This window comes from Amylolactobacillus amylophilus DSM 20533 = JCM 1125 (assembly GCF_001936335.1).
In the GTDB taxonomy this organism is placed as follows: Bacteria; Bacillota; Bacilli; order Lactobacillales; family Lactobacillaceae; genus Amylolactobacillus; species Amylolactobacillus amylophilus.
In genome coordinates, this window is the sequence record NZ_CP018888.1 from 710630 (window position 1) to 732632 (window position 22003).

Here is a 22003-nt window from a genome sequence, read left to right on the forward strand (position 1 = left end):
AGGTACAATTAATGACAGTAATAAAAAATATCGCGAAAGATCGCGTGCTTCAGATCACAGCCCTGTTAGTAATTATCAGTCTATTTCTGGGTAGACAACAACTTACTGATATTCATTTCTCAACATTGTGGTCCATCACCGCAATGATGACCTTAATCCAAATTTTCGAGTACCTTCATGTACTTGACTTTTTCACTTACAAGTTAACAAGCACGGCAGCAAATACACGGCAACTATCCTGGAAGTTCGTTATCTTAGCCCTTTTCTCCGGGATGTTCCTGACCAATGACATCACCGTCTTAACATTGGTACAGTTGTATCTAAAGATTGCCAATAAATACAAATTACCAGAAGCCGTCCCCGTAACTCTAATTGGTATGGCAGCTAATTTCGGTAGCGCATTTACGCCGTTTGGCAATCCCCACAACATCTTCATCATGGATCACTACCTAGTAAACGGCCTAGAGTTCTTCCGGTGGTCTATCCCGCTGTTGGCAGCCAGCATCATCTTGCTCTTTATCTTCAGTCTTTTTATCAAAAACAAGCCGGTCCCTACTGTTCCAGTGCGCGACATTCAGATTAATTTGCGCCCAACATTGATCAGCGTTGGCGTCGCCCTGCTAATCTTTGCTGGTGTTTTCCGCGTTATTCCATCCTACGTGGGCGCGCTAGCGGCAATCCTACTTGCAGTCCTCTTCAATCCCAGAATAATGCTTCACGTCGACTACCCAATTATTCTCACTTTTACCGGTTTCTTCATGATTGCCGGAATTGTCAGTCGTATTCCGTTCGTCGTCGCCGTCATCTCACACCTAATGTACTCGGAGGTCTCTGTCTACCTAACCAGCATCATCAGTAGCCAGTTCATGAGTAATGTGCCATCAACAATTCTCATCGGTAAGTTCTCGCCCTTTGCAGAAGCGCTCTTCCTCGGGTCCAATATTGGGGGGCTCGGATCAGTGATTGGCTCGATGGCGAACTTATTAGTCTTCAAGCAATATGCTAATCACGGCAGACAAAGTCGCTCATACTTCTTACTGAGATTCGGCTTGCTCCAATTTATTGGTCTAATTCTCTTAACCGGATTGGGCTACATCATTTTAATTCATCTACTATAAGCGAGGCTACTCGCTTATTTTTTTGCTCTCAATTTCCGCATAACCATCTAACTGATTGGCATATCTGGCTAATTCAAACAGATAGTCCGAAAGACGATTCAGGTATTGCATTATTTCATCCGCCACTGCTTCTTGATGCTCATTTAGCTCCGCAATCCGGCGTTCAGCACGTCTCGCAAGCGTTCTAGCGTACTGCAAGCTCGCACCTGCATCTCTTCCGCCCGGCAAAATAAATGCCTTGATGGGTTCGACAAGCTCAACTAACTCATCAATTCTTCGCTCCATTTGGCTGGTCAAATCTTGTGTTAGCTCGTGTCGTGATTTAACGACCAGGTCTGCTTGCAGAAGATAGAGGTTCCTTTGAATCTCGATTAGCTCCGGTTTGAGCTGGACACTTTCTACGGATAATTTGGTCACGCAATAACCAAGCCAGGAGTCTAGCTCATCTATTGCACCCAAGGCTTCAATCTGTAAATCATATTTCGGTACCATTTTACCCGTCACTTGTTTAGTGTATCCCTTATCTCCGACTTTTGTATAAATTTTAACCATCATTGCCCTCTTCTTACTTATGATAGGTACTACCACTGTTAATCATGAACGCTCGATAGATCTGTTCACTTAAGACAACTCGCATCAGCTGGTGTGGTAGAGTGAACCGACCAAAACTAACGGCGAGGTTAGACCGATTTAGAACTGCATCCCCCAACCCGTTTGATCCACCAATGACAAAGACAATCGAGCTCTTGCCGTAAGTCTGGAGCTCCTTAATTTTCGCGGCCAGTTTTTCAGACGAGTACTCTTCACCCAATATCTCGAGCGTAACTACAAAGTCATCCTCTTTGATCTTGGACAATATTTTATCTGCCTCTTTATCCTTCACGTGTGTTATTTCGGTCTCTGACATATTATCGGGGGCCGGTTCATCCTTTACTTCAACGATATTTAATCCACCAAAGCGTTGCATTCGTTTTGTATATTCGCCAACCGCTGCCGTAAAGTACTTCTCTTTGATTTTACCAACACCAATAATTTTTATCCCCAAAAGTTATCCCCCATCCATGAACAAGTTATCAACATTAATTATACACAATGAACATATGTTTCAGAGCACATTTTGTGGTCTAAACCAAATTAACTCTATCCCTTGTGGATACAGTCTCAAAAAACTTTTCTAACAAATTTTTTTATTCACATATTTAATCTTTGACAACTTATCACAAACATTTCCCGCTAAATGCCTATTTTAGTGGATGAACGCCTGTTCTAACTTGTCAAAATTACTAGGTTTACACACAATCCACAAGTTATCCACAGAATTTCACAGTTTAAATTTACGAGTTCTACACAATTCACAGACTTATCCACAGGACTGTGTTATTCCTCGTAACTTAGTTGTAACTTGACAACAGAAAAATCCGAACAAAAATTGTTTCACTTATCACTTTTGCATCAAAAAAGCTCTCGTATATACGAGAGCTTAATTTGATAGCTTATTTCAACTTAACAGAGAGCGTTTTGGTTTGCCCACCACGAGCAACTTTCACAGAAATTGTGTCACCTATCTTGTGTGAATACAGAATCGTATGTAATGAAACTACATCTTCAACCTTCTTCCCATCTGCTTCAGTGATTACGTCACCCTTTTTCATTCCTGCTGCGCTACCTGAACCGTTAGCGGTCACGGAGGCCACATATACACCGGTCGTAATGTTATCCGCCAGATCCAACTGTTCCTTCACAGCATCGGTTAATTCACTGACACTAGCAACACGAATACCTAGTTGTGGTCGAGTAATTTTGCCGTCCTTCACCAGTTTGTTGCTAATTGTCACAACCTCATCACTCGGGATAGCGAAGCCCATGCCCTCAACCGAACCACCATCAGTAGTGGTAGACATCTTCATTGAGTTAATCCCAATAATCTGGCCAGAAGTATTCACCAAAGGGCCCCCAGAATTACCAGGATTAATAGCCGCATCCGTCTGAATAACTGTTGTCTGACTAACCGCATTGCCATAGTCATCCGTGATTGTCAGCGTCCTATTGCTTGCCGAGATAATCCCTTGTGTGACGCTGGTTGCGTACTCACTACCCAATGGTGAGCCAATGGCAATGACTGTTTGACCAGGCTTAATATTCTTTGACTCAGCAAAACTTGCGACTTGAGACACATCATCGTCATCAATCGTTAGCACAGCTAGATCAGTCACACTGTCTGTACCAACCAGCTTAGCATCAAGTTTTTTCCCATTACTTAGAATAACCTGAATCTTATCCGAGCCTGCAACAACGTGGTTGTTAGTTACGATATAGCCTTTGCCATTTGACTTCATGTAAATAACGCCAGAGCCTTCGCTGTACTCTTCAAGCGAATCACTAGAACTATTATTGCTGCTGTCATCAGATTGAGAATTACCAAAGAAATAGTCGAGGGAACCATCACCAGCTGAACTTTCCTGTTTCTGCAAATTAATGACGGATACTACTGCACCCGATACTTTATTGTACGCAGATGTCGCGGAATTCGTTGCTCCATCAGATGTATTGCTGGTCGTCGTCGCCGTACCGCTAGAATTATTCTGCACAGTTTGTGTCTGAGGCGCATCGTTCAGCTGATCCAGGCCATAGTAAGTAACTCCACCACCTAAGATACCGGCCACGGCACCAATCACCGCGGTTTTAACAATTATCCCTTTAGTATTTGAAGATTTTTCTTTTGTTGGTTCGTTCTGCTTGTTTTCCATAAGAATCGCTCCTTTACTACAAAGACAATAGTAATCGAAAAATATGAAAAATTCATGACGTAAATTCGGTATTTTGTTGAGCTTTTAAACAACAAAAAGCGGCTGAGCAACTGCTGGGTCGGTTGTAAAGAGTGAGAATTCACTGTTTACCTCTGGCTCAAATTTAGCACATGTAAGCTCCGCAGCAGTCAATGCCAGCTTCTTAGTGTTGTTATGTGGACTCAAATGCCCCAGAAACACCTTCTTCGTGTGCCGGTCAACCAAATTGATTAAGGCATCCGACCCCGAGTCATTAGATAGGTGTCCTGTGTCACTGATAATTCTTTGCTTTAAAGGCCAACCATATGGACCATTTCTTAACATGTCTAAGTCGTGATTGAACTCCAATAAATAGGCATCCGCACCTTTAATTTGGGACTCTAGGCGCTCAGAAGCATACCCGGTATCTGTGAGTATCGCCATCCGTTTATGGTCGTTCATGAACTGGTAAAACTGGGGTTCTCTAGCGTCATGTGAAACGGTAAAACTATTGATATCAAGGTCATCAAGACTCATTAACGTGTCCGGTTCAAATATCTTGATTTGATCTTCTGGTACCTTGCCAATTTTATTGTGCGCCAGCATTTCGTCCCAAGTGCCTGAGTTAGCATAGACATTGACGTTTAGCCGCCGCATAAGAACGCCTAATCCCTTAATATGGTCCGAATGTTCATGTGTAATGAAGATTGAGTCGATATCATTAATGTCCCTACCAATCGACGCTAAAAGTTCCGTAATTTTTTTCCCTGAAAGTCCAGCATCCACCAAAACCTTGTGTTGCTTCGTTTCAATGTAGGTGACGTTCCCAGACGAACTACTTGCTAATACTGCTGCTTGCATAATAATTAAACATTTAACTTTCTATTTTGTTTCCGTTGGATCAGCGAGACTGTCGTTAATCACGGTTCCGTTGAACGCATTAACTTTCTTAATTTGAATATTTTTAGTATTTTTATTCTCAATAGTAATCACCCAACTAGGAAACAAGATAACACTTCCTTTAACCTGCGTTAACTTGGTGTATCCGAGTTCAACTGCCAATACCTTTGAATCATTGGGTAACTCGCTATAAGTGTACAGATTCGTGACAGCCTGTTCCTGACTGATTGTCTCCTGCTTCTCACGGACAATGGTAATTTCTTCCTGATAGCTCTGTGTATAACTATTGATCTCACCATCCTTGACTGGAAAATGCAGTTGGCCAACAGGATCAATAATCTTACCATAGTCCGTTAATTGCACAAATACAATGTCATGATCGGAGGAGAGCTGTTTCGAATACGCGTATTCGTCACCAAATAGGATGTGATTATCACTATCCTTATACTTGGTAAGTGCACTGATCAATTTAGAACGTGTTGCACCTTTAATTACCATATTTAGTCGGCTACTCAACACCCGCGTCGTTTGATCATAACTAATCCGTTGATCTTGGAGCTTGCCGATACCATCCGCAAAGTCATTATCAACCTTTCCAGCAAGATAGTATCCTTCCTCACCGTCATCTTCGAGGCTGATAGTTGTAATATTATCCGCAGCCATCTCTGTTCTGATGCTACTCTCAGTATTTGTTGCCTTATTCTGTGATAAATACGGGATCTGCCATATTGTGTAGAAAAGGAAGATATTAATAGCAACGAATACACCAAGAAAAATAAGTTCAATTTTTTTGAAATCCATCTTATTTCACCTCATCCGCTGTTCTTCTGGCAAAAGCAATGTCGCTTTGTAACCAAGATTGAGCATCTTTCCATTCACCAAATATCTTGAAATACATTGTTGGTACTAAATCTACCAAGTCAGTATTTTCTTTATCATGAACTAACTTTAGTCCGAGCTCAATCCGTTGAATCTCATTATCATGGACACCTTTTTCATTAATCTCCTTCACCAGAGTCTCAGTTGCTGGAATAGTGCTGGTCCTACCATCGACAGGAATCGGTATCTGAAATATGATATTTTTGAAGATCATGATAGTAACGCTGCTCGAGTAACCAATGCTAATTGCAGCCGAGTTATCCGACTCTAAGAACACTGGTAGCCCTTCAAAATAGTATCTATATGAGAGGGTATTATCCTTATTCTCGAAATAGCGCATATCCTTGACGGTTAAGCCCGATTTGAGTAGGTAAGATGAACTTTGCTCGAACAACTGAGCCGTATTCCTTGGAACGGTATTGTCATCAAAATTACTGTAAGAAAAAATATTTTTATCACGATTTACAATAACTTTTTGATACGGTCCAGTACTATATGTTGCAATCCCCGAGCTCTCTTTACTATCAACGTTCGTAACGCCCAATAATTTCGAAACAAAGAAATTCTCAGACTGTTTAGTAATGAGGTAACTGTACACGCCAACCTGAGTATCCTCCGTATAAAACGGTGTATATTCTGTACCAACTCGGCGTAATTCTACCTTAATTTTTTGATTTGCGGTATTAATAATCTGCTGCAGTCCCTTGATAGGATTACTAGATATGTCAGTTATATACAGTTTACTAGTCTCATCATCACCAAAATAAAGCTTTCCCTTACCGCTAATCGGAACAAATATTCTATTTATCAGGCGCTTCTCTTTTGTAATTTTACCGGCTATCTTAGAAACTTTGGCAAAAGTCCCTAAAGTCACTTTATCGGGATAGACCAACTGAAGATACTTGCTATTAGCCAGCATTGCCGTGTAACGATTAGGATTCCGGGAATAACTTGAGACATTCGAGAGACTTATCTTACCAAATTTTTTCGAGAGTTCGAGTGGAATATTCCGTGTTTTATCATAGATTTGCATCATTCTATCATTATTATCACGATATAAAACCTCGGTGGGTAAATAAGCATTATTAATTGCTGTGCTAGCATCCTTTGAAACAACCACGTTCTTCGTCCTGTCGGACCGGTTATCGAAGCTCTGGTTATTCGACCAAATAATAAATGAGAGTACGATACTCAATAGAACAGTAACAATGAGACCAACCCTAATTATAACGTTACTAAACTTCATCCCATTCACCCCCATCACTTATTGGTTCAAACGGTAATGAGATATAAAAAGTAGAACCACGATCCTCAGCGCTATCCGCCCAAATACGACCATGGTGCGCTTCAACAACTTCTTTTGAAATTGCCAATCCCAAACCAGTACCGCCTTGTTGCCGCGAACGAGCTTGATCAACCCGATAAAAGCGATCAAAAATCTTGTTGAGATCCTTTCTTGGTATCCCCAATCCTTGATCGGAGATACTCATAATCACGTGATTGTGGGTCTGAAGTAACCTTGTTGTGATTACTCCGCCATCTGGTGAGTACTTAATTGCGTTATTCATGATGTTATCAAGTACTTGAGTCATTTTATCAGGGTCTATTTCAACCCACAGTTCCCTAGAAGCAAACTCTCTCTTAATACTGTACTTCTTTTGGTTAGCATCATCTTCATTTGTGTTCTTAATCATCATATCGAACCGGTCGAGGATATAACCAAAGAACTCGTTTAGATTGACCCACTCAAGCTCCATTCGTGCAGTTCCCTGATCAAGCCTTGAAAGGCTTAAAAGGTCGTTAATCATCCGAATCATCCGCTCTGTTTCGCCCTGGGTTACCTGCAGAAACTTTGGTGCAATTTCAGGGTCTTTCCACGCACCATCATTTAAGGCCTCGACATAACTTCTCAGACTAGTGAGTGGCGTCCGTAACTCGTGTGAGACATTCGAAACGAATTGGCGTTGCTCACGTTCATTCTTTTGTTGTTCAGTCACATCATATAACACACAAATGAGACCCGAGACAAATCCGGTCACACGTTGGATTAGAGAGAAATTGGCGTGGAGAATGAGCTCGCGTGCGGTTCCCTCATTGATTCCGATTATCAATTCCTGCTGATTAGACATCAAATCTTGCGTGGTCATCTGCGCAGATAACCCAAGTAGATCGGTAATTGACTCGCCAATCACCTCACCCTCCTCCTTATTGAGGAAGCTCAAAGCCATGTCGTTAATTATGGTCACGTTCCCATGTCTATCAGTTGCAATAACACCATCTGTCATGTGCGTTAGCACGTTATCCAAACGTCTTCTCTCAGACTCAGAGACTTCTTGAGCCTCCTCGACCCTGACCGATAGATTATTAACCGCCATGGCAAGTTGACCAAGTTCATCGTGCGAATAGACCCGAACCTGACCGGAATAATCGCCACTGGCCATCCGAATAGCTTGTTTCTTCATTTCATCAATTGGCCGAGTTATTGCCCGGGAAATAACTAGAGATAGGATTGATCCCAGGATTGCAGCGACTAGCGAAGCTGTTAGGAAGGTAATCGTTGTGCTTTTAACATCCTTGAACACCTGCTCCATACTTGCTCTGATGTAGATGACACCATTTGTGCTGTTACCATTTCTGGCTGCAAGTGGACTTATTTTCACCAAGTATGTAACACCATTATCACGGACAAACTTTGTCGTTTCTCTGCCAGTATAGCTAGAGGATTTGATGTCTGCACTAGCCGTTTTTTGGCCCACTCTGTCCGTATAGTTGATATTACTAACGGCCCTAATTACGCCGTCATTGTCTACAACTTCAATATCTGATATTTGTGAATTATCATAGTCATTCAGTATTGAAGAAATTGACTGATTAGCTGATTTCTTATCCTTTTGCTCAATTTGTGCAGAAATCTGTGACGTAATAATCGATGGAACTTGGACTGATGTTTCGAACGAATCAATACTATTCTGTTCAAGTTGACGTGTGAAATAGGCCCCAATTATTTCAATAGTTGCTAATAAAAGGAGGATGAAGACCATCGCTACTTTGAAGTTAATAGATTGAAAAAGCTTTAGTTTATTATTCATTGTTCAGTTCACATAAAATAAAAGCCGCCTACTTCTGGCAGCCTAATCTTCCTCTGGATTTTTCATATAATAGCCGACACCACGTCTTGTAACCAACAGTTCAGGCTGACTAGGATTATCTTCTATCTTCTCCCTTAAACGTCTAACAGTTACATCAACCGTCCTGACATCGCCAAAGTAGTCGTAGCTCCAAACAGTTTGCAATAAATGTTCTCGCGTCATAACCTGGCCTAGATGTCGAGCTAAATAATGCAAGAGCTCAAATTCTCGGTGCGTGAGCTCTATTTTTGAACCCTTCTTGGAGACTACGTAGGCATCGGGCATAATCACTAAGTCACCGACCTCAATATTTTCCTTGCTTTTGTCAGTTGTATTTTCAGTTATTTCTCTTCTTCTCAGGTTGGCTTTGACTCTGGCAACCAACTCCCTATTCGAGAATGGTTTCGTCACATAGTCATCTGCGCCCATCTCTAGCCCGAGTACCTTGTCGATTTCGGTGTCTTTGGCCGTAACCATAATGATTGGTAAGTCGTGAGTCTTACGAACCTCACGCGCAACCTCTAGTCCATCCTTTTTCGGTAACATTAAGTCAAGAATTAATAAATCAGGATTATATGATTCTACCTTCTCTACTGCTTCCTCACCGTCGTACGCTGTCTCAACTTCGAATCCTTCTTTGGTAAGATTGAACTTGATAATATCTGAGATTGGCTTTTCGTCATCCACTACTAAAATCTTTTTGGCCATATATATAAAGCCTCCTTAATTGCTTGACCCCATTATACTTGTGCGGGCAAGTTTCTACAAAAACTATCTCCATTATAACTGAAATTTAAATTCTTTGGATATTTTTGCAAAAATAGTCTTGAAAAGGTCATATAGTCATGCTAATATAATTAAGTTAAGTTTTGGGTGGCTAGCTCAGCTGGCAGAGCAACGGACTCTTAATCCGTGGGTCCAGGGTTCGATCCCCTGGCCACCCATTTTTGCGTTCTTACGCAGTTTCAAATAGCTTCAAACCGTTGATAAATCAACATTCTTAAATTTTAAGACTTTCACTGAAAAGCATTGTTTTTCAAGAAAAGAAAACCACGGAGAAAACCGCGGGATAATATAAATTAGGTTTGCGAGGCGTTGGAATCACTCACTTTTGTGGGTGATTTTTTTTGTACTCCGAAAACACTCATGTTAGAGCTGATTTAGTAAACAAATCTCCTTCTGGACACAATTTAAAATATATTAACTGTACATCAAAGCTGGTCATGTTAACATCTTAGTTAAGATAAGAAAGTTACTCAAACAGCGATAACATTACAAAATATCTAAATACTTAATCATTTGAAACTCAAGATCTTTAGATCCAGAAAATATCGATTGAAAATATATAGCGGGGTAAGCAGAAATGGCAAACGAAAATCAGTTCATACTTTACCAGTCAAATAATCACAACGTGGCAATCGATGTTGTAATTGGCCAAGATACTATTTGGGCTACACAAAAATCGATGGCGGAATTGTTTTCTGTTAATAAATCATCAATTTCCAGACACTTAAAAAACATCTTCGAAACAGGTTAATTAGAAGAAAATCGAACTGTTGCGAAAATTGAAACAGTTCAAAACGAGGGAGATAGAGAGATTTCTAGAGAGGTGAATTACTACAACCTCGATGCAATCATTTCTGTTGGTTATCGGGTTAACTCAATTCAGGCTACTGAGTTCAGAAAATGGGCTACTAAAACTCTAAATGAATATATGATAAAAGGGTTTGTTCTTGACGATGAGCGCCTCAAACAGGGCTCTAATCTGCTTAACCAAGATTACTTTGATGAATTACTAGAACGCGTACGTTCAATCCTTGCTAGTGAGAGAAGAATTTGGCAAAAGATTACCGATATTTTCCAAGAAATCAGTTCTGACTACGATAAAAATTCACCTATTACTCGTAACTTTTATGCCACTGTTCAGAATAAGTTTCACTACGCTATTAGTGGTCACACAGGTTCTGAGATTATCTACAACAAAGCCAATAAAGACCAGCCCCACATGGGATTAACTACCTGGAAAAACGCACCTGACGGCCGTATTTTAAAGAGTGATGCAATGGTGGCCAAGAACTACCTAACAGAACCACAAATTAAAAGTCTTGAACGTAACGTTTCTGGTTACTTTGATTATGTTGAGGACTTGCTAGAACGTCGCCATAATTTTACGATGCAAGATTTTGTAACCAGTATTAACCAGTATTGATAGGTTCCTAGAATTCAGGGAGTATGATGTATTAACCGATAAGGGACATGTGTCAATGACCATGGCCAAAGATAAGGCATCACAAGAATACCAAGAGTTCAATAAGCATCAAAAAATCGAATCAGACTTCGATAAGCAAATCCGCCAGATGCTAAACAACCCCGATAAATAACCAACGTTCTAGCAGAATTTTGGTAAACTAAATCTATATGGAGGTTCAATAATGTTAAAAATCGGCGTACTAGGACTAGGTAATATCGCGCAAAAGGCCTACCTACCAGTCTTTTCCGGAATTCAGGATCAGGCAGAGTTCTATCTAAGCAGTAGAAATGAAACGAAATTAAAATCATTACAGGCAAAATATCGATTTCCGCACGTAACAACGAATATGGACGAGCTACTGGAAGTTGGGCTTGATGCCGTTTTTATTCATACTCCTACTGCCACGCATTACACGATCATCAAAAAATTCCTCACCGCTGGAATCAACGTCTACGTAGATAAACCGGTTAGTGAGGATTTATTAGAGGTAGACGAGCTCTACAAATTGGCGGAACAACATGATGTCCAGCTGACAGCTGGCTTTAATCGTCGCTTTGCTCCCTACAATCAGCAAATTAGACAAATAACCGGCAAACAGCTCATTACAGTTGAAAAAACACGTGTCTCAGCTCACCAGCCTGTTCAAGAGGCAATATACGACCTCTTCATCCACGTCGTTGATACTGCGCTTTTTCTCGCCAATATCACCACCTTCAAGCCGACCGAAGCCAACTTCAGCTATCAGATCAACGCTGACGCTGCCGGTATTTTAACAAATTGCAGTATGACACTTAAGCTGGACGGTCTCACTGTCCTAGCAAAAATGAATATGCAATCGGGTGTTGACCATGAGACAGCCACAATCGAGTCGAGCAAGGGAATTGCCACCGTTACTGATCTAGAGACGCTCACCAAAGATTCCGCGAGTGGTCAGCTGTCCAGCTCGCTAGCCGGATGGACGCCAATGCTCACCAGACGTGGCTTCGAACCACTGATTAATGAATTTATCCATTCACTATCTGATCGAGCCTATGATAACCCGGTTTCACCTGCATCCAGTGTGCTCTCGCATCAACTATGTCAATTGATGCTTGACGGAACTGTCAGCTAATTTGCTTTAATTTCCAAAGTTACGTATAATACCCCCTGGTGCCAAACCCATGAGCAGAAACACCGTTGGTGCACAATGTGCATTTGGAAAACGGAGTTTGCTGCTCTTTTTTTGTCTAAAAATAACAATGTCACAGAATAATATTATGATATCGATAAGCTTTTATTTTGAATTATTTTTTTATCTTAGTTATATTGGATATATAAACCATAAAAATTCAAAGGAGAGGTGATTATTATCAAAACAATAAATATAATGCACGCGGCGGACGAAAATTATGCCACACAACTCTGTGTTGCGATTAATTCTATTGTTGAGCACAATAGTCCTGAGACACACATCAACTTTTACATTATTGATAAAAATCTTAGTTCAAAGACAAAATCTACAATCTCCGTCATCACGCAGGAACTTCATTCTGTTGAATACATTACTTTAGACTTTGACCTGTGCAAAGATTTTCCAGTGAGAAACCATATCAACGAAACGTCCTATTATCGAATCATTGCGACCAAGACGCTACGAGAAAAGGGCCTCGACCGTGTACTTTACCTGGACGTAGACATACTTGCTCAAGTTGACCTCACCCCCCTCTTCGAATGTGATTTAGAAGGTGCTGTCGTTGGTGGCATTCCAGATCCCGTGGAGGAGAACCACCTAGCACGCCTCGACGTGCCGTTAGAGTTAGCAGAGCAAAATAAGTATATCAACTCAGGTATCTTATTAATTGACCTTAACCGGTGGGAAGAAGAGCAGATTAACGAACAAATAATCAATTTTCTCGATAAGAAACCACATTTAGTTAAGTTTCACGACCAGGATGGATTAAATGCCGTGGTAACCGGCAAAGTTAAGCTACTCAATCCCCGCTGGAATCAGCAGACTGCCCACAGCAATCATCCGGATAAAGTTAAGCATCCAGCAATCATCCACTTCACCACACACGAGAAGCCTTGGCACGCCTCGCTCCATCACCCTTATGCGGATCTTTATCATGAATACTTGGCACGTGTGCTAGAAAAGGTTGCAACTGCCCATCGAGATGCGATTCACGTCGTATCAGCAGTTAATCCACCTTTTATCAAGACACTCTCGGTTTTATATCGTTCTTTATTGGAACACAACGGCTCAGATGCACATATCATCTTACATGTTTTAATGGACCACCTATCGACCTCTGACAGGCAGGAATTAGAACAGACTATCGCCCCATTTAACGCAGAGCTAAATTTCATCGATGTCGATGAGAGTAAGCTGGTCAACTGCGTCGAGAGCGCTAGAATCCTTAAGCTGGCATACTACAGAATTCTCATTCCTGAGCTGATTCCAGAAGCGCACCGTGCAATCTACCTGGATTGTGATGTCCTATGCAAGACAGACATTAGCGAGCTGTGGAACATTGATTTGGAAGGAAAACCGCTAGCAGCCGTCGAAGATGCAGGATTCCACCTACGTCTCGAAGCGATGGGAATTGATTTTGAGAGTCAGAAATACTTTAACTCTGGTATCTTAGTAATGGACTTAGATAAATGGCGTGAGGAGAGCATTACTGACCAAGTGCTCGACTTCATCAAAAACAATCCGGAAAAACTCAAATTTCATGACCAGGACGCCCTAAATGCCGTACTTCATGATAATTGGAAAGAACTACCACAACGCTGGAACGCCCAAACAAACGTGATTGTTAATCGCATTACACCACTCTGTCCAATCAGAAAAAAGGATTACATAGATGCTAGAAAGAATCCCAAATTGATTCATTTCTGCGGCCATATCAAACCGTGGCATAAGGAAACAAATCACCCATATGCCGTGGAATACGAACAATACGTGTCAAAAATTGGCGAAAACAGCCTCTCAGCTCAGCCCTAACGGGCTTTTTTATCCACCGGCATCCTAAGATAGTGGTAAGCTTATAAGAGTAGTTTGCAGGAAATAAGTGGGTGATAATTTAATGTTTATACAAGATATGGAATGGCTGCTCCGCGTAGTGGTAGCCGCTTTGTGTGGGATGGCCATCGGTTACGAACGGGCAATTCAACGTAAGAGCGCCGGTATTAGAACTCATATTGTCGTTGCAACGGCAGCCGCCCTTTTCATGATTATTTCTAAGTACGGTTTCTATGATATATTGCGAACTCAGGGGGTTGACCTTGATCCATCACGGGTTGCAGCACAAATAGTCAGTGGGATCTCATTCCTTGGTGCCGGGGCAATTCTTGTTAGAAAAGAGCAGATTAGCGGTTTAACCACAGCTGCCGGAATCTGGGCCACCGCGGCAATTGGTACCGCAATCGGTGCAGGAATGTACTTCGTCGGTGTGTCCCTGACCCTCTTCATTGTACTCATCCAATTTGTTTTCCATGACGATACGCTACTCAACAAGTTTATTTTACAGGTACACGTGCACATGCAAATTGAGGCAGAGAATAGACCAGATATTCAGCAAATAATCACGCAATGCTTGGAACAAAACGATGTTAATTCGATCAACATGCGGATTATATCGATTACAAAAGATGTGATTGCAATCCAAATCGATGGTGTAACTAGAAATAACTATAATCAGAATGAAGTCATGATTGGCATGGAGAAAACAGCGGGAATAATTTCCGTGAAGACAATTAGTAACAGTAAATAACTAGGTAGAAGATGAAGTGCAACAAAAAAGTTAGACATCTTGAATAATTTTAAGCAGCGGCTCGATTTCGGTATTCAACCGGAGTCAGGCCGTTTTTGTTTAGTGAAATACGATGATTGTTGTACCAATCAATGTAATCTTCCACTTCTTTTACTAGTGCTTCAAAGTTTGAAAGCTTGCGGCGATTGAGCCGTTCTCGTTTCATCAGGCTAAAGAAACTTTCTATTGGTGCATTGTCATGGCAATTACCTTTTCTTGACATGCTGGGCACAATTCCCAGTTGTTTTATTGCTTCTTGGTACTCTCTAGTTTGATATTGCCACCCCTGATCTGAATGCAGAATAGAATTACTATTCATTGGTAACTTCTCCGATAGATTTTCGATTGTCTTATTAAGTTGTTCCTTGTTGGCACTCTTTGATACAACTGCGGTAAGTATTTCTCTGCTGGCTTGGTCTAATACCGCAGAGATATATCCCCACGTTCCATCTGCTAATCTGACTTGCGTAATATCTGTGTGCATTACAGCGAAAGGTGTCGTCTCGTCGAACTTCTGCTTAAGAAGATTATCATTCACAGTACCAATCTTACCTCTGTAGGAGGAATAACCGCTTGTGTGTCTTGAATACAGTGTGACGGACAATTTGAGTTGGCCCATTAGTCTTAGAATTGTATTCGGCGAGATCTTAAATCCTGCTTTTAAAGCTTCTCGATGAATTCTACGATATCCATATGTTTCATCTGACTCCTGAAATGCCTTTAAAATGAACTCTTTCAAATTTGTGTATTTATCAGGTTTCTTGGCTCTCTTCAGACAATCATAGAAAGTAGATCTGGGTAACTTAAGCTCACTTAATAGTTCGTTCAACGGATATTTAGGCCTTAATGAGTTAATTACTTGTGCTTTGTGGATTGATCTTCTTCTCTCAGTAAGGCTTCGAATTTTTTGCGATATCAAGTTTCATCTGGGCATGATAAAGTTATTCACGCAAGCGCATATTCTCTTGAATTAGTCTCTCTTTTTCGGCAGGACTGAGCTTGTCCTGTTTGTTTTTATGGGATTTTTTGGTCACGGTGGGTTTTCTTCCTTTCCGTTGGCGTCTCAATCCACTTGCCCCGTCTTCTTCAAATCTCTTATTCCAAGAACAGACTTGTGACGGACTAATATTAAACTTAGCTGCAACAATATGTACACCAACATCATGAGTTCGATAATAGTCTACCACAGCTAGTTTTTCGTCCGGAGAATATGATTTATATTGATGTGTTACTCGTAGTGATTCAAAGCCTTGCGCCTTTGCCTTGGCTGTCCATACACGAATGTTAGAAAGAGATTTAATGCCATACATTTGTGCCAGCGTTGAATATGAATACTTACCTGATAAGTATTGTTTTGCCACCTCAATTTTTAAATCAGTTGAATATTTAGTCATAGAAAATACCCCATAATTGTTAGATTATTTGTCTAACAATTATGGGGTACTTCAAGCTAAGGCGGTTATTTTTTTGCTGACTTTTGATCAGCCCAACAATTAATGCGATTAAGGCCACGATAAAAGTACCGAAAGCCAGCATTAATTGTAAAGCGTCCGACACGGACACTTAGGCTACTCCTTTCGTTAGGATTTATGGGCTTTAAAGGTTTAACACCATAAGCACCACCTCCGATTGGAAATAGCCACCGCCTTAACTTCTCTACTGGATCTATTATACAGGCAGCCTAGCTCTTTAACCAAATATAAAATTAAAGAATCAGTAAGAATACTATATTTATATCTGTAAAAACAGTTTTTAACTGCTAGGTCATAATGTATAGATAAATAAAAGCAAGCACCTATGTAAAAAAGTACCTGCTTTGATTAATTGTCAAAAAAATTCCAATCTATATTTATAAAGGGTTATCTCACCAATTTAAATATTGATTAACTGATCTTCAATTGCTCAATTATTTACGTTCTAAGAAGCCTAATACAGATAAATTTGGCTAATTATCCATGTAATTTTTGTTGCAATGTATCACCAATGCCATCTACTTTCTTAGCAGCAAAGACGGTGCCACCGATGAGGACACCACCTACAATGAGCGTAGAAGCGATCATAAACTTAAATACACTTTTCAAGACGTCCATAAAATTCCCCCTTACTTTTTACTGGTTCGACCAACAACTAATGAAACAATCAGAACTAAAATAATTGCCCCGATGATCGATGGTATCAATGCCATGCCAGCTAACGAAGGGCCCCAAGTGCCAAGGAGCCCTTGACCAATCCACGCACCGATTAAACCAGCTACAATGTTTGCAATCCAGCCCATAGCAGCACCACGGTTAGTGATTGCGCCAGCAATGGCACCAATGATTGCCCCGACGATTAATGACCAAATAAGTCCCATATTTACTCACTCCCTTACTTTTTACTGGTTCGACCAACAACTAATGAAACAATCAGAACTAAAATAATTGCCCCGATGATCGATGGTATCAATGCCATGCCAGCTAACGAAGGACCCCAAGTGCCAAGGAGCCCTTGACCAATCCACGCACCGATTAAACCAGCTACAATGTTTGCAATCCAGCCCATAGCAGCACCACGGTTAGTGATTGCGCCAGCAATGGCACCAATGATTGCCCCAACGATTAATGACCAAATAAGTCCCATATTTACTCACTCCCTTACTTTTTACTGGTTCGACCAACAACTAATGAAACAATCAGAACTAAAATAATTGCCCCGATGATCGATGGTATCAATGCCATGCCAGCTAACGAAGGACCCCAAGTGCCAAGGAGCCCTTGACCAATCCACGCACCGATTAAACCAGCTACAATGTTTGCAATCCAGCCCATAGCAGCACCACGGTTAGTGATTGCGCCAGCAATGGCACCAATGATTGCCCCGACGATTAATGACCATATAAGTCCCATATTTACTCACTCCCTTACTTTTTACTGGTTCGACCAACAACTAATGAAACAATCAGAACTAAAATAATTGCCCCGATGATCGATGGTATCAATGCCATGCCAGCTAACGAAGGACCCCAAGTGCCAAGGAGCCCTTGACCAATCCACGCACCGATTAAACCAGCTACAATGTTTGCAATCCAGCCCATAGCAGCACCACGGTTAGTGATTGCGCCAGCAATGGCACCAATGATTGCCCCGACGATTAATGACCATATAAGTCCCATATTTACTCACTCCCTTACTTAACACGACTAGATTTATTGTCAGACGTTACTTTATCAACGCTGTCACCTAATGTTTCCTTCGATTTCTTTGCGCCCTTACTGACGGCTTCCTTCGTTTTGTCTGTGGCATCGCTCACGCGATCTTGCAGAGAAGTCGAATCTTTTTCATATTGCTCCTTTGTCTTGACATCAACAACATTCACATTTACCTCAATTACTTCTAATTCGGTCATATTCTTTACTTCCCGAACGATAACATTTTTGATCTTGTCATACAGTTTAGAAATATCAATGCCGTATTCAGCAACAATGTCGAGATCCACTGCAACCTGCTTTTTTCCAACCTCTACATCAATTCCTGATGTGACATCTGAAGTATTAACTAGTTTTTCAGCAACATTTGCGAAAAAGCCGCCATCTACGGTTAATAAGCCATCTACTTCAGAAAGTGCGATACCAATGATCTTTTGAATAACCTTATCATCAAATGTTAAATTACCTTTAACACCAGACTTTTCGTTAGTTGTTGTTTTCTCACTTGGCGTTCCATTCTGCATAATTTTTCCTCCTTATAATTCAAACAGTTATTTAAAAACATTTGTTAAGATACCAGTTTTTTGAATATAATAACCCGCGGTAATCCCGATTGCCATAAAAATCAAAACAAAAAGCGTCTTGAAAAATCCAAAAGTGATGATAAGGACCGCTAAGAGCAATCCCATAATTCCACCAATTAGTGGCCAAAAATAGGCTTTAATGAGTTCGGTCACGATATCACCTCCTAGACAACTCGAGATTTATGCACATTAGCGTCCAACTCATTAAAATCAACGAGTCTGATTTTAATTTTTTTCTGTTCAGAAATTCCAAGACAAATACGCAAATCTTTTTTTAATTGATTAAGAAAATTTGCAGTCTGTTGCTTGGCATTGACTGAATTTAGTAGATCACCCGATATTTTAAGTGTGATCCCTTTTCGTGATAACTTAGATGATACCTTGGGGTTGCCAATAAAGGGTTCATGTTGAAGTGCTGAAAGCGCAAAATGTTCAATAGCTTTCTTACTGATGGTCACTTGACCATCAGACTTCTGATGAAGATATAATGATTGTGACCGTGGCCAAAAAAGTGTGATAAGCAAAAAAATAATTAACAGTACCGCCAGAATTACTCCACTCCAAAAGAGGTATATCGGTTCGTACTGCTCCAACCAACCAAGCTTTAATGACATGGGTGTACTAGTACCAATGGCCGTTGACCAATTTTTAAAGACAAGAACTATGGATAAAGGAAATGCAAGGATAATAACAACTACTATTAATGCCTTAAATATAAATCGCAAATCATCACCACCTTTACCATAATTATAGCAGGACAGTTGTGATGATGGAATTATATGCTCTTATAAGGAACCAATTAATATTTTTGTTTGACTAAACCAATCTAGCCACTAGGGTATACTTGATTGTCCTTTTTAGTAAGTATTGATTTTTTGTGGTATACTGGGATTAGAAAATAGGACATTTAAGTTGGGCAAAATTAGAGTGGAGGTGTCAAAAATGAAATATATTATAGATGCAATCATAAGGGGAATTATTCCCTTTGTAATTATGAGCGGAATATCTTTAATAATGGTTTATCAGAAGTTGAACTCATTTCAAATAAAAAGTACTTTCCTAGTAGGAATAATTATTACATTAGTTTCAGCTGCTAGCGTGATTTATGAGATTGATAATTTAACTTTAACACAGCAATCTATTATTCACTTTTTTGTAATGCTGATAACAGTTTTTCCTTGTTTGATAATTAGTGGGTGGTTTCCATTGTCAAATATCTTTGATTTCTTAAAGTTATTGGCGATCTTCTTGGTAGTTGGCGTTGTTTTATGGATAATTTCATTTTTTATTTTTGGAAAGCTACTAAATAAGTAAGTTTAGCTTATATATTTGCTTGTGGAATTTAAAAAAACTTTTTTTAAAAAAGGAAAGATATTAATGACTAAAATAGGGTATGCACGAGTAAGTAGCAAAGAACAGAACTTAGATCGGCAATTACAAGCGTTACAGGGCGTTTCTAAGGTCTTTTCAGACAAAGCAAGCGGTCAATCGGTCGAACGCCCACAATTACAAGCTATGCTTAACTATATTCGTGAAGGGGATATTGTTATTGTTACTGAATTAGATCGATTAGGACGAAATAATAAAGAATTAACAGAATTGATGAATCAAATTCAAATTAAGGGGGCAACCCTGGAAGTATTGAACCTTCCTTCCATGACAGGGATTGAAGATGAAAATTTAAGGCGTTTGATTAATAATTTAGTGATTGAATTATATAAGTATCAAGCTGAATCTGAACGTAAACGTATTAAAGAACGACAAGCCCAAGGAATTGAAATAGCTAAGTCAAAAGGAAAATTCAAGGGTCGTCAGCATAAATTTAAAGAAAATGATCCACGTTTAAAACATGCTTTTGATTTATTTTTGAATGGTTTATCCGATAAAGAAGTTGAAGAACAAACTGGAATTAATCGCCGAACGTTTAGAAGGTATCGATCAAGATATAACGTGACAGTAGATCAAAGAAAAAACAATGAAAAGAGGGATAGTTAATGAGTACGGTTATTTTAGCTGAAAAGCCAAGCCAGGCATTAGCCTACGCAAGTGCTTTAAAACAAAGCACCTAAATTGGTTATTGAAAGTAAGCCAAAGCTACCGTTTCCCCAAAAACAGGACATAGAAAAACAGGACATTCAAAACCAAGACATCTTTATTACTAACAGTTCTAATATTTAAAACAAAAAGAATCGTCCGACCTTGTCGGCTGAAAGACTGAATGATTGAAAGAGATAAAATAAACTCTATAACTTTTTATCTGCCTCTAAAAGCTTTTAATGCTTCTTCTAGCTCCTCATCAACGATATGGGTGTAAATCTGTGTAGAAGATATATCAGCATGTCCTAGAGCCTTCTGGACGATTCTAAGGTTCTTTGTTTCCCTTAATAGATCGCTTGCAAAGGTATGTCGCAAACTATGGGTCGTAATGTGCTTCTTTATTCCTGCCTTGTCTGAATAGGTCTTAATCATGCTTCTAACAGCTTTTCCATCAAGTGAATGTAAAGTCCTTGTAGTAAAGACTAAATCGCTCCTACCCCACTCTTTAAACTGCCTTTGTTTCCATTTCCCTAACATACTAAGGGTTTCTTCATTTAGCCAGAGGATTCGATCTTTCAATCCTTTTCCTTCAACTACTTTTAATTGTCCCGTCATTAGATCTATATCATTCCATTTAAGGTTTGTTAGTTCTGCCAATCTTAACCCTGTATTTAAAAGAAGCTGAATCATTGTTTGATTTCTTTGAGGTGTAATGTATCTTAAATTAAACTGATTTAGTAACCTTTCTTGTTCATCTAATGAAAATATCTTGGGTACTGAAGTCTTTTTCAACATCGGATACTTCAATGCCGTGTTGGTAAAGGTCTTCCAAGTAACGATAGCCATCAACTAAGTGTGCGAGGCGTTCTGGGGTTGTTTTGTCCCATTCACCAGGCCAGTCTTGAATCTTAGTGTTTTCGGCCATTTCTTTTAAGGTGGAGTAAGGACTGCCATCAAGCGCAATCAGCCGTTCAGAAATGACATCGAGTTGGCTGTCAATTTCTTCCATGAACTCATCCATCAAGGGGTGCAACTTCAAAAAGTTGGGTCCACGCATGTACCAATGCGTCTGATGGATAATCATTGACATCTGGCTCAAATCGGCAACGAGTTGATTTAATACTGCTTTGGTTTTCGTATATTTCATTAGATTGGTCTCCTTTCGATATGGTTATTATAACTTAGTGGTAGCTTAATCTGAAACGTTATACACTGGCAAATTAAGTTATTTATAGCCCGTAGAATTAAGTCGTTTTGAAAAGATGGAGACGTTATATGGAAGATTGTAAAATTAATCTACAATTGAATTTTATTTACCTTATGAAGATGTTCAAAACGCGTTAAAGGAAAGTGCGCAAACCCCTTT

26 protein-coding genes, 1 tRNA gene and 3 pseudogenes are annotated in these 22003 nt (G+C 40.0%); 9 read left to right on the forward strand and 21 right to left on the reverse strand.

What is annotated here, in order from left to right:
* Positions 1-11 precede the first annotated feature (11 nt).
* The gene (locus LA20533_RS03845) at positions 12-1118 is read left to right on the forward strand and encodes an SLC13 family permease (RefSeq protein WP_056945848.1); all 1107 of its coding nucleotides are present in this window, start codon (positions 12-14) and stop codon (positions 1116-1118) included.
* 6 nt (positions 1119-1124) lie between these two features.
* Here the strand turns inward: LA20533_RS03845 and LA20533_RS03850 are convergent, their stop codons facing one another.
* The 8 genes from LA20533_RS03850 to yycF all read right to left on the reverse strand — a co-directional run bounded on the left by LA20533_RS03850 (position 1125) and on the right by yycF (position 9498).
* Positions 1125-1670, reverse strand: a complete 546-nt coding sequence (locus LA20533_RS03850) for a cob(I)yrinic acid a,c-diamide adenosyltransferase (protein WP_054746187.1) — start codon at positions 1668-1670, stop codon at positions 1125-1127.
* 13 nt (positions 1671-1683) lie between these two features.
* Positions 1684-2163, reverse strand: a complete 480-nt coding sequence (rlmH, locus tag LA20533_RS03855; RefSeq protein ID WP_054746188.1) for a 23S rRNA (pseudouridine(1915)-N(3))-methyltransferase RlmH — start codon at positions 2161-2163, stop codon at positions 1684-1686.
* Positions 2164-2611: 448 nt separating this feature from the next.
* Positions 2612-3865, reverse strand: a complete 1254-nt coding sequence (locus LA20533_RS03860; RefSeq protein ID WP_056945847.1) for a S1C family serine protease — start codon at positions 3863-3865, stop codon at positions 2612-2614.
* An 84-nt stretch (positions 3866-3949) separates the two neighbouring features.
* Positions 3950-4744 (reverse strand): MBL fold metallo-hydrolase, encoded by a 795-nt coding sequence (locus LA20533_RS03865; protein ID WP_056945846.1) that lies wholly within the window; start codon positions 4742-4744, stop codon positions 3950-3952.
* Positions 4745-4765: 21 nt separating this feature from the next.
* Positions 4766-5584, reverse strand: coding sequence for a two-component system regulatory protein YycI (locus LA20533_RS03870; RefSeq protein WP_056945845.1), 819 nt, complete (start codon positions 5582-5584; stop codon positions 4766-4768).
* A gap of 1 nt (position 5585) precedes the next feature.
* Positions 5586-6908: a two-component system activity regulator YycH gene (gene yycH / locus LA20533_RS03875; protein ID WP_056945844.1), complete on the reverse strand. Its 1323-nt coding sequence runs from the start codon at positions 6906-6908 to the stop codon at positions 5586-5588.
* Positions 6898-8751, reverse strand: a complete 1854-nt coding sequence (gene walK / locus LA20533_RS03880) for a cell wall metabolism sensor histidine kinase WalK (protein ID WP_056945843.1) — start codon at positions 8749-8751, stop codon at positions 6898-6900. The genes yycH and walK overlap by 11 nt, the downstream gene beginning before the upstream one ends.
* A gap of 42 nt (positions 8752-8793) precedes the next feature.
* Positions 8794-9498: a response regulator YycF gene (gene yycF, locus LA20533_RS03885; protein ID WP_054746193.1), complete on the reverse strand. Its 705-nt coding sequence runs from the start codon at positions 9496-9498 to the stop codon at positions 8794-8796.
* 163 nt (positions 9499-9661) lie between these two features.
* On the opposite strand from yycF, the gene LA20533_RS03890 reads away from it, so the two are divergent.
* The 5 genes and pseudogenes from LA20533_RS03890 to LA20533_RS03910 all read left to right on the forward strand — a co-directional run bounded on the left by LA20533_RS03890 (position 9662) and on the right by LA20533_RS03910 (position 14793).
* Positions 9662-9734, forward strand: a tRNA-Lys gene (locus LA20533_RS03890).
* Positions 9735-10153: 419 nt separating this feature from the next.
* Positions 10154-11171 (forward strand): annotated as a pseudogene (locus LA20533_RS03895) (virulence RhuM family protein).
* Between the two features lie 51 nt (positions 11172-11222).
* On the forward strand, positions 11223-12152 hold the full coding sequence (locus LA20533_RS03900; protein ID WP_056945842.1) for a Gfo/Idh/MocA family protein: 930 nt from the start codon (positions 11223-11225) through the stop codon (positions 12150-12152).
* Positions 12153-12380: 228 nt separating this feature from the next.
* Positions 12381-14024: a glycosyltransferase family 8 protein gene (locus tag LA20533_RS03905; RefSeq protein ID WP_141322578.1), complete on the forward strand. Its 1644-nt coding sequence runs from the start codon at positions 12381-12383 to the stop codon at positions 14022-14024.
* Between the two features lie 82 nt (positions 14025-14106).
* A complete protein-coding gene (locus tag LA20533_RS03910; protein ID WP_054746200.1) occupies positions 14107-14793 on the forward strand; it encodes an MgtC/SapB family protein in 687 nt (228 codons plus the stop codon).
* Between the two features lie 49 nt (positions 14794-14842).
* Here the strand turns inward: LA20533_RS03910 and LA20533_RS03915 are convergent, their stop codons facing one another.
* From LA20533_RS03915 to amaP, 11 genes are all read right to left on the reverse strand, one after another.
* The gene (locus LA20533_RS03915; RefSeq protein ID WP_141322579.1) at positions 14843-15751 is read right to left on the reverse strand and encodes an IS3 family transposase; all 909 of its coding nucleotides are present in this window, start codon (positions 15749-15751) and stop codon (positions 14843-14845) included.
* A gap of 22 nt (positions 15752-15773) precedes the next feature.
* On the reverse strand, positions 15774-16226 hold the full coding sequence (locus LA20533_RS03920) for a helix-turn-helix domain-containing protein (RefSeq protein WP_083605803.1): 453 nt from the start codon (positions 16224-16226) through the stop codon (positions 15774-15776).
* Positions 16227-16245: 19 nt separating this feature from the next.
* A complete protein-coding gene (locus tag LA20533_RS03925) occupies positions 16246-16368 on the reverse strand; it encodes a putative holin-like toxin (protein WP_236693799.1) in 123 nt (40 codons plus the stop codon).
* 413 nt (positions 16369-16781) lie between these two features.
* The gene (locus tag LA20533_RS08560; protein WP_017866965.1) at positions 16782-16922 is read right to left on the reverse strand and encodes a hypothetical protein; all 141 of its coding nucleotides are present in this window, start codon (positions 16920-16922) and stop codon (positions 16782-16784) included.
* An 11-nt stretch (positions 16923-16933) separates the two neighbouring features.
* A complete protein-coding gene (locus tag LA20533_RS03930) occupies positions 16934-17185 on the reverse strand; it encodes a GlsB/YeaQ/YmgE family stress response membrane protein (RefSeq protein ID WP_003680323.1) in 252 nt (83 codons plus the stop codon).
* 14 nt (positions 17186-17199) lie between these two features.
* The gene (locus LA20533_RS03935; RefSeq protein ID WP_003680323.1) at positions 17200-17451 is read right to left on the reverse strand and encodes a GlsB/YeaQ/YmgE family stress response membrane protein; all 252 of its coding nucleotides are present in this window, start codon (positions 17449-17451) and stop codon (positions 17200-17202) included.
* Between the two features lie 14 nt (positions 17452-17465).
* Positions 17466-17717 (reverse strand): GlsB/YeaQ/YmgE family stress response membrane protein, encoded by a 252-nt coding sequence (locus LA20533_RS03940; protein ID WP_003680323.1) that lies wholly within the window; start codon positions 17715-17717, stop codon positions 17466-17468.
* Positions 17718-17731: 14 nt separating this feature from the next.
* Positions 17732-17983 (reverse strand): GlsB/YeaQ/YmgE family stress response membrane protein, encoded by a 252-nt coding sequence (locus LA20533_RS03945; RefSeq protein WP_003680323.1) that lies wholly within the window; start codon positions 17981-17983, stop codon positions 17732-17734.
* Between the two features lie 14 nt (positions 17984-17997).
* Positions 17998-18540, reverse strand: coding sequence for an Asp23/Gls24 family envelope stress response protein (locus LA20533_RS03950; RefSeq protein WP_056946817.1), 543 nt, complete (start codon positions 18538-18540; stop codon positions 17998-18000).
* A 27-nt stretch (positions 18541-18567) separates the two neighbouring features.
* Positions 18568-18753, reverse strand: coding sequence for a DUF2273 domain-containing protein (locus LA20533_RS03955; protein WP_003596522.1), 186 nt, complete (start codon positions 18751-18753; stop codon positions 18568-18570).
* An 11-nt stretch (positions 18754-18764) separates the two neighbouring features.
* Positions 18765-19325, reverse strand: coding sequence for an alkaline shock response membrane anchor protein AmaP (gene amaP, locus LA20533_RS03960; protein WP_056946814.1), 561 nt, complete (start codon positions 19323-19325; stop codon positions 18765-18767).
* Positions 19326-19542: 217 nt separating this feature from the next.
* On the opposite strand from amaP, the gene LA20533_RS03965 reads away from it, so the two are divergent.
* The 3 genes and pseudogenes from LA20533_RS03965 to LA20533_RS08960 all read left to right on the forward strand — a co-directional run.
* Complete coding sequence (locus tag LA20533_RS03965) at positions 19543-19914, forward strand: DUF3021 family protein (protein ID WP_012477193.1); 372 nt, start codon at positions 19543-19545, stop codon at positions 19912-19914.
* A 63-nt stretch (positions 19915-19977) separates the two neighbouring features.
* Positions 19978-20595, forward strand: coding sequence for a recombinase family protein (locus tag LA20533_RS03970; protein WP_056946811.1), 618 nt, complete (start codon positions 19978-19980; stop codon positions 20593-20595).
* A pseudogene (locus LA20533_RS08960) lies at positions 20595-20666 on the forward strand (toprim domain-containing protein); the annotation flags it as partial. The gene LA20533_RS03970 and the pseudogene LA20533_RS08960, both read left to right, overlap by 1 nt.
* A 187-nt stretch (positions 20667-20853) precedes the next feature.
* On the opposite strand, the gene LA20533_RS03975 reads toward LA20533_RS08960, so the two are convergent.
* Together LA20533_RS03975 and LA20533_RS03980 are read right to left on the reverse strand one after the other, a co-directional pair.
* A complete protein-coding gene (locus LA20533_RS03975; RefSeq protein WP_307722785.1) occupies positions 20854-21483 on the reverse strand; it encodes a tyrosine-type recombinase/integrase in 630 nt (209 codons plus the stop codon).
* Positions 21395-21784, reverse strand: a pseudogene (locus tag LA20533_RS03980) (Dps family protein); the annotation flags it as partial. The pseudogene LA20533_RS03980 and the gene LA20533_RS03975, both read right to left, overlap by 89 nt.
* Between the last annotated feature and the right edge of the window lie 219 nt (positions 21785-22003).

Excerpts from the sequence above, each read along its gene's own strand:
- LA20533_RS08560 (WP_017866965.1), bottom strand. The coding sequence starts at position 16,922 with ATGGACGTCTTGAAAAGTGTATTTAAGTTTATGATCGCTTCTACGCTC.
- LA20533_RS03935 (WP_003680323.1), bottom strand. The coding sequence starts at position 17,451 with ATGGGACTTATTTGGTCATTAATCGTTGGGGCAATCATTGGTGCCATT.
- LA20533_RS03950 (WP_056946817.1), bottom strand. The coding sequence starts at position 18,540 with ATGCAGAATGGAACGCCAAGTGAGAAAACAACAACTAACGAAAAGTCT.
- LA20533_RS03945 (WP_003680323.1), bottom strand. The coding sequence starts at position 17,983 with ATGGGACTTATATGGTCATTAATCGTCGGGGCAATCATTGGTGCCATT.
- LA20533_RS03845 (WP_056945848.1), top strand. The coding sequence starts at position 12 with ATGACAGTAATAAAAAATATCGCGAAAGATCGCGTGCTTCAGATCACA.
- LA20533_RS03865 (WP_056945846.1), bottom strand. The coding sequence starts at position 4,744 with ATGCAAGCAGCAGTATTAGCAAGTAGTTCGTCTGGGAACGTCACCTAC.
- LA20533_RS03940 (WP_003680323.1), bottom strand. The coding sequence starts at position 17,717 with ATGGGACTTATATGGTCATTAATCGTCGGGGCAATCATTGGTGCCATT.
- walK (WP_056945843.1), bottom strand. The coding sequence starts at position 8,751 with ATGAATAATAAACTAAAGCTTTTTCAATCTATTAACTTCAAAGTAGCG.
- LA20533_RS03920 (WP_083605803.1), bottom strand. The coding sequence starts at position 16,226 with ATGACTAAATATTCAACTGATTTAAAAATTGAGGTGGCAAAACAATAC.
- yycH (WP_056945844.1), bottom strand. The coding sequence starts at position 6,908 with ATGAAGTTTAGTAACGTTATAATTAGGGTTGGTCTCATTGTTACTGTT.
- LA20533_RS03860 (WP_056945847.1), bottom strand. The coding sequence starts at position 3,865 with ATGGAAAACAAGCAGAACGAACCAACAAAAGAAAAATCTTCAAATACT.
- yycF (WP_054746193.1), bottom strand. The coding sequence starts at position 9,498 with ATGGCCAAAAAGATTTTAGTAGTGGATGACGAAAAGCCAATCTCAGAT.
- LA20533_RS03850 (WP_054746187.1), bottom strand. The coding sequence starts at position 1,670 with ATGGTTAAAATTTATACAAAAGTCGGAGATAAGGGATACACTAAACAA.
- LA20533_RS03910 (WP_054746200.1), top strand. The coding sequence starts at position 14,107 with ATGTTTATACAAGATATGGAATGGCTGCTCCGCGTAGTGGTAGCCGCT.
- LA20533_RS03870 (WP_056945845.1), bottom strand. The coding sequence starts at position 5,584 with ATGGATTTCAAAAAAATTGAACTTATTTTTCTTGGTGTATTCGTTGCT.
- LA20533_RS03975 (WP_307722785.1), bottom strand. The coding sequence starts at position 21,483 with ATGGCTATCGTTACTTGGAAGACCTTTACCAACACGGCATTGAAGTAT.
- LA20533_RS03970 (WP_056946811.1), top strand. The coding sequence starts at position 19,978 with ATGACTAAAATAGGGTATGCACGAGTAAGTAGCAAAGAACAGAACTTA.
- LA20533_RS03900 (WP_056945842.1), top strand. The coding sequence starts at position 11,223 with ATGTTAAAAATCGGCGTACTAGGACTAGGTAATATCGCGCAAAAGGCC.
- LA20533_RS03930 (WP_003680323.1), bottom strand. The coding sequence starts at position 17,185 with ATGGGACTTATTTGGTCATTAATCGTCGGGGCAATCATTGGTGCCATT.
- LA20533_RS03965 (WP_012477193.1), top strand. The coding sequence starts at position 19,543 with ATGAAATATATTATAGATGCAATCATAAGGGGAATTATTCCCTTTGTA.
- LA20533_RS03925 (WP_236693799.1), bottom strand. The coding sequence starts at position 16,368 with ATGCTGGCTTTCGGTACTTTTATCGTGGCCTTAATCGCATTAATTGTT.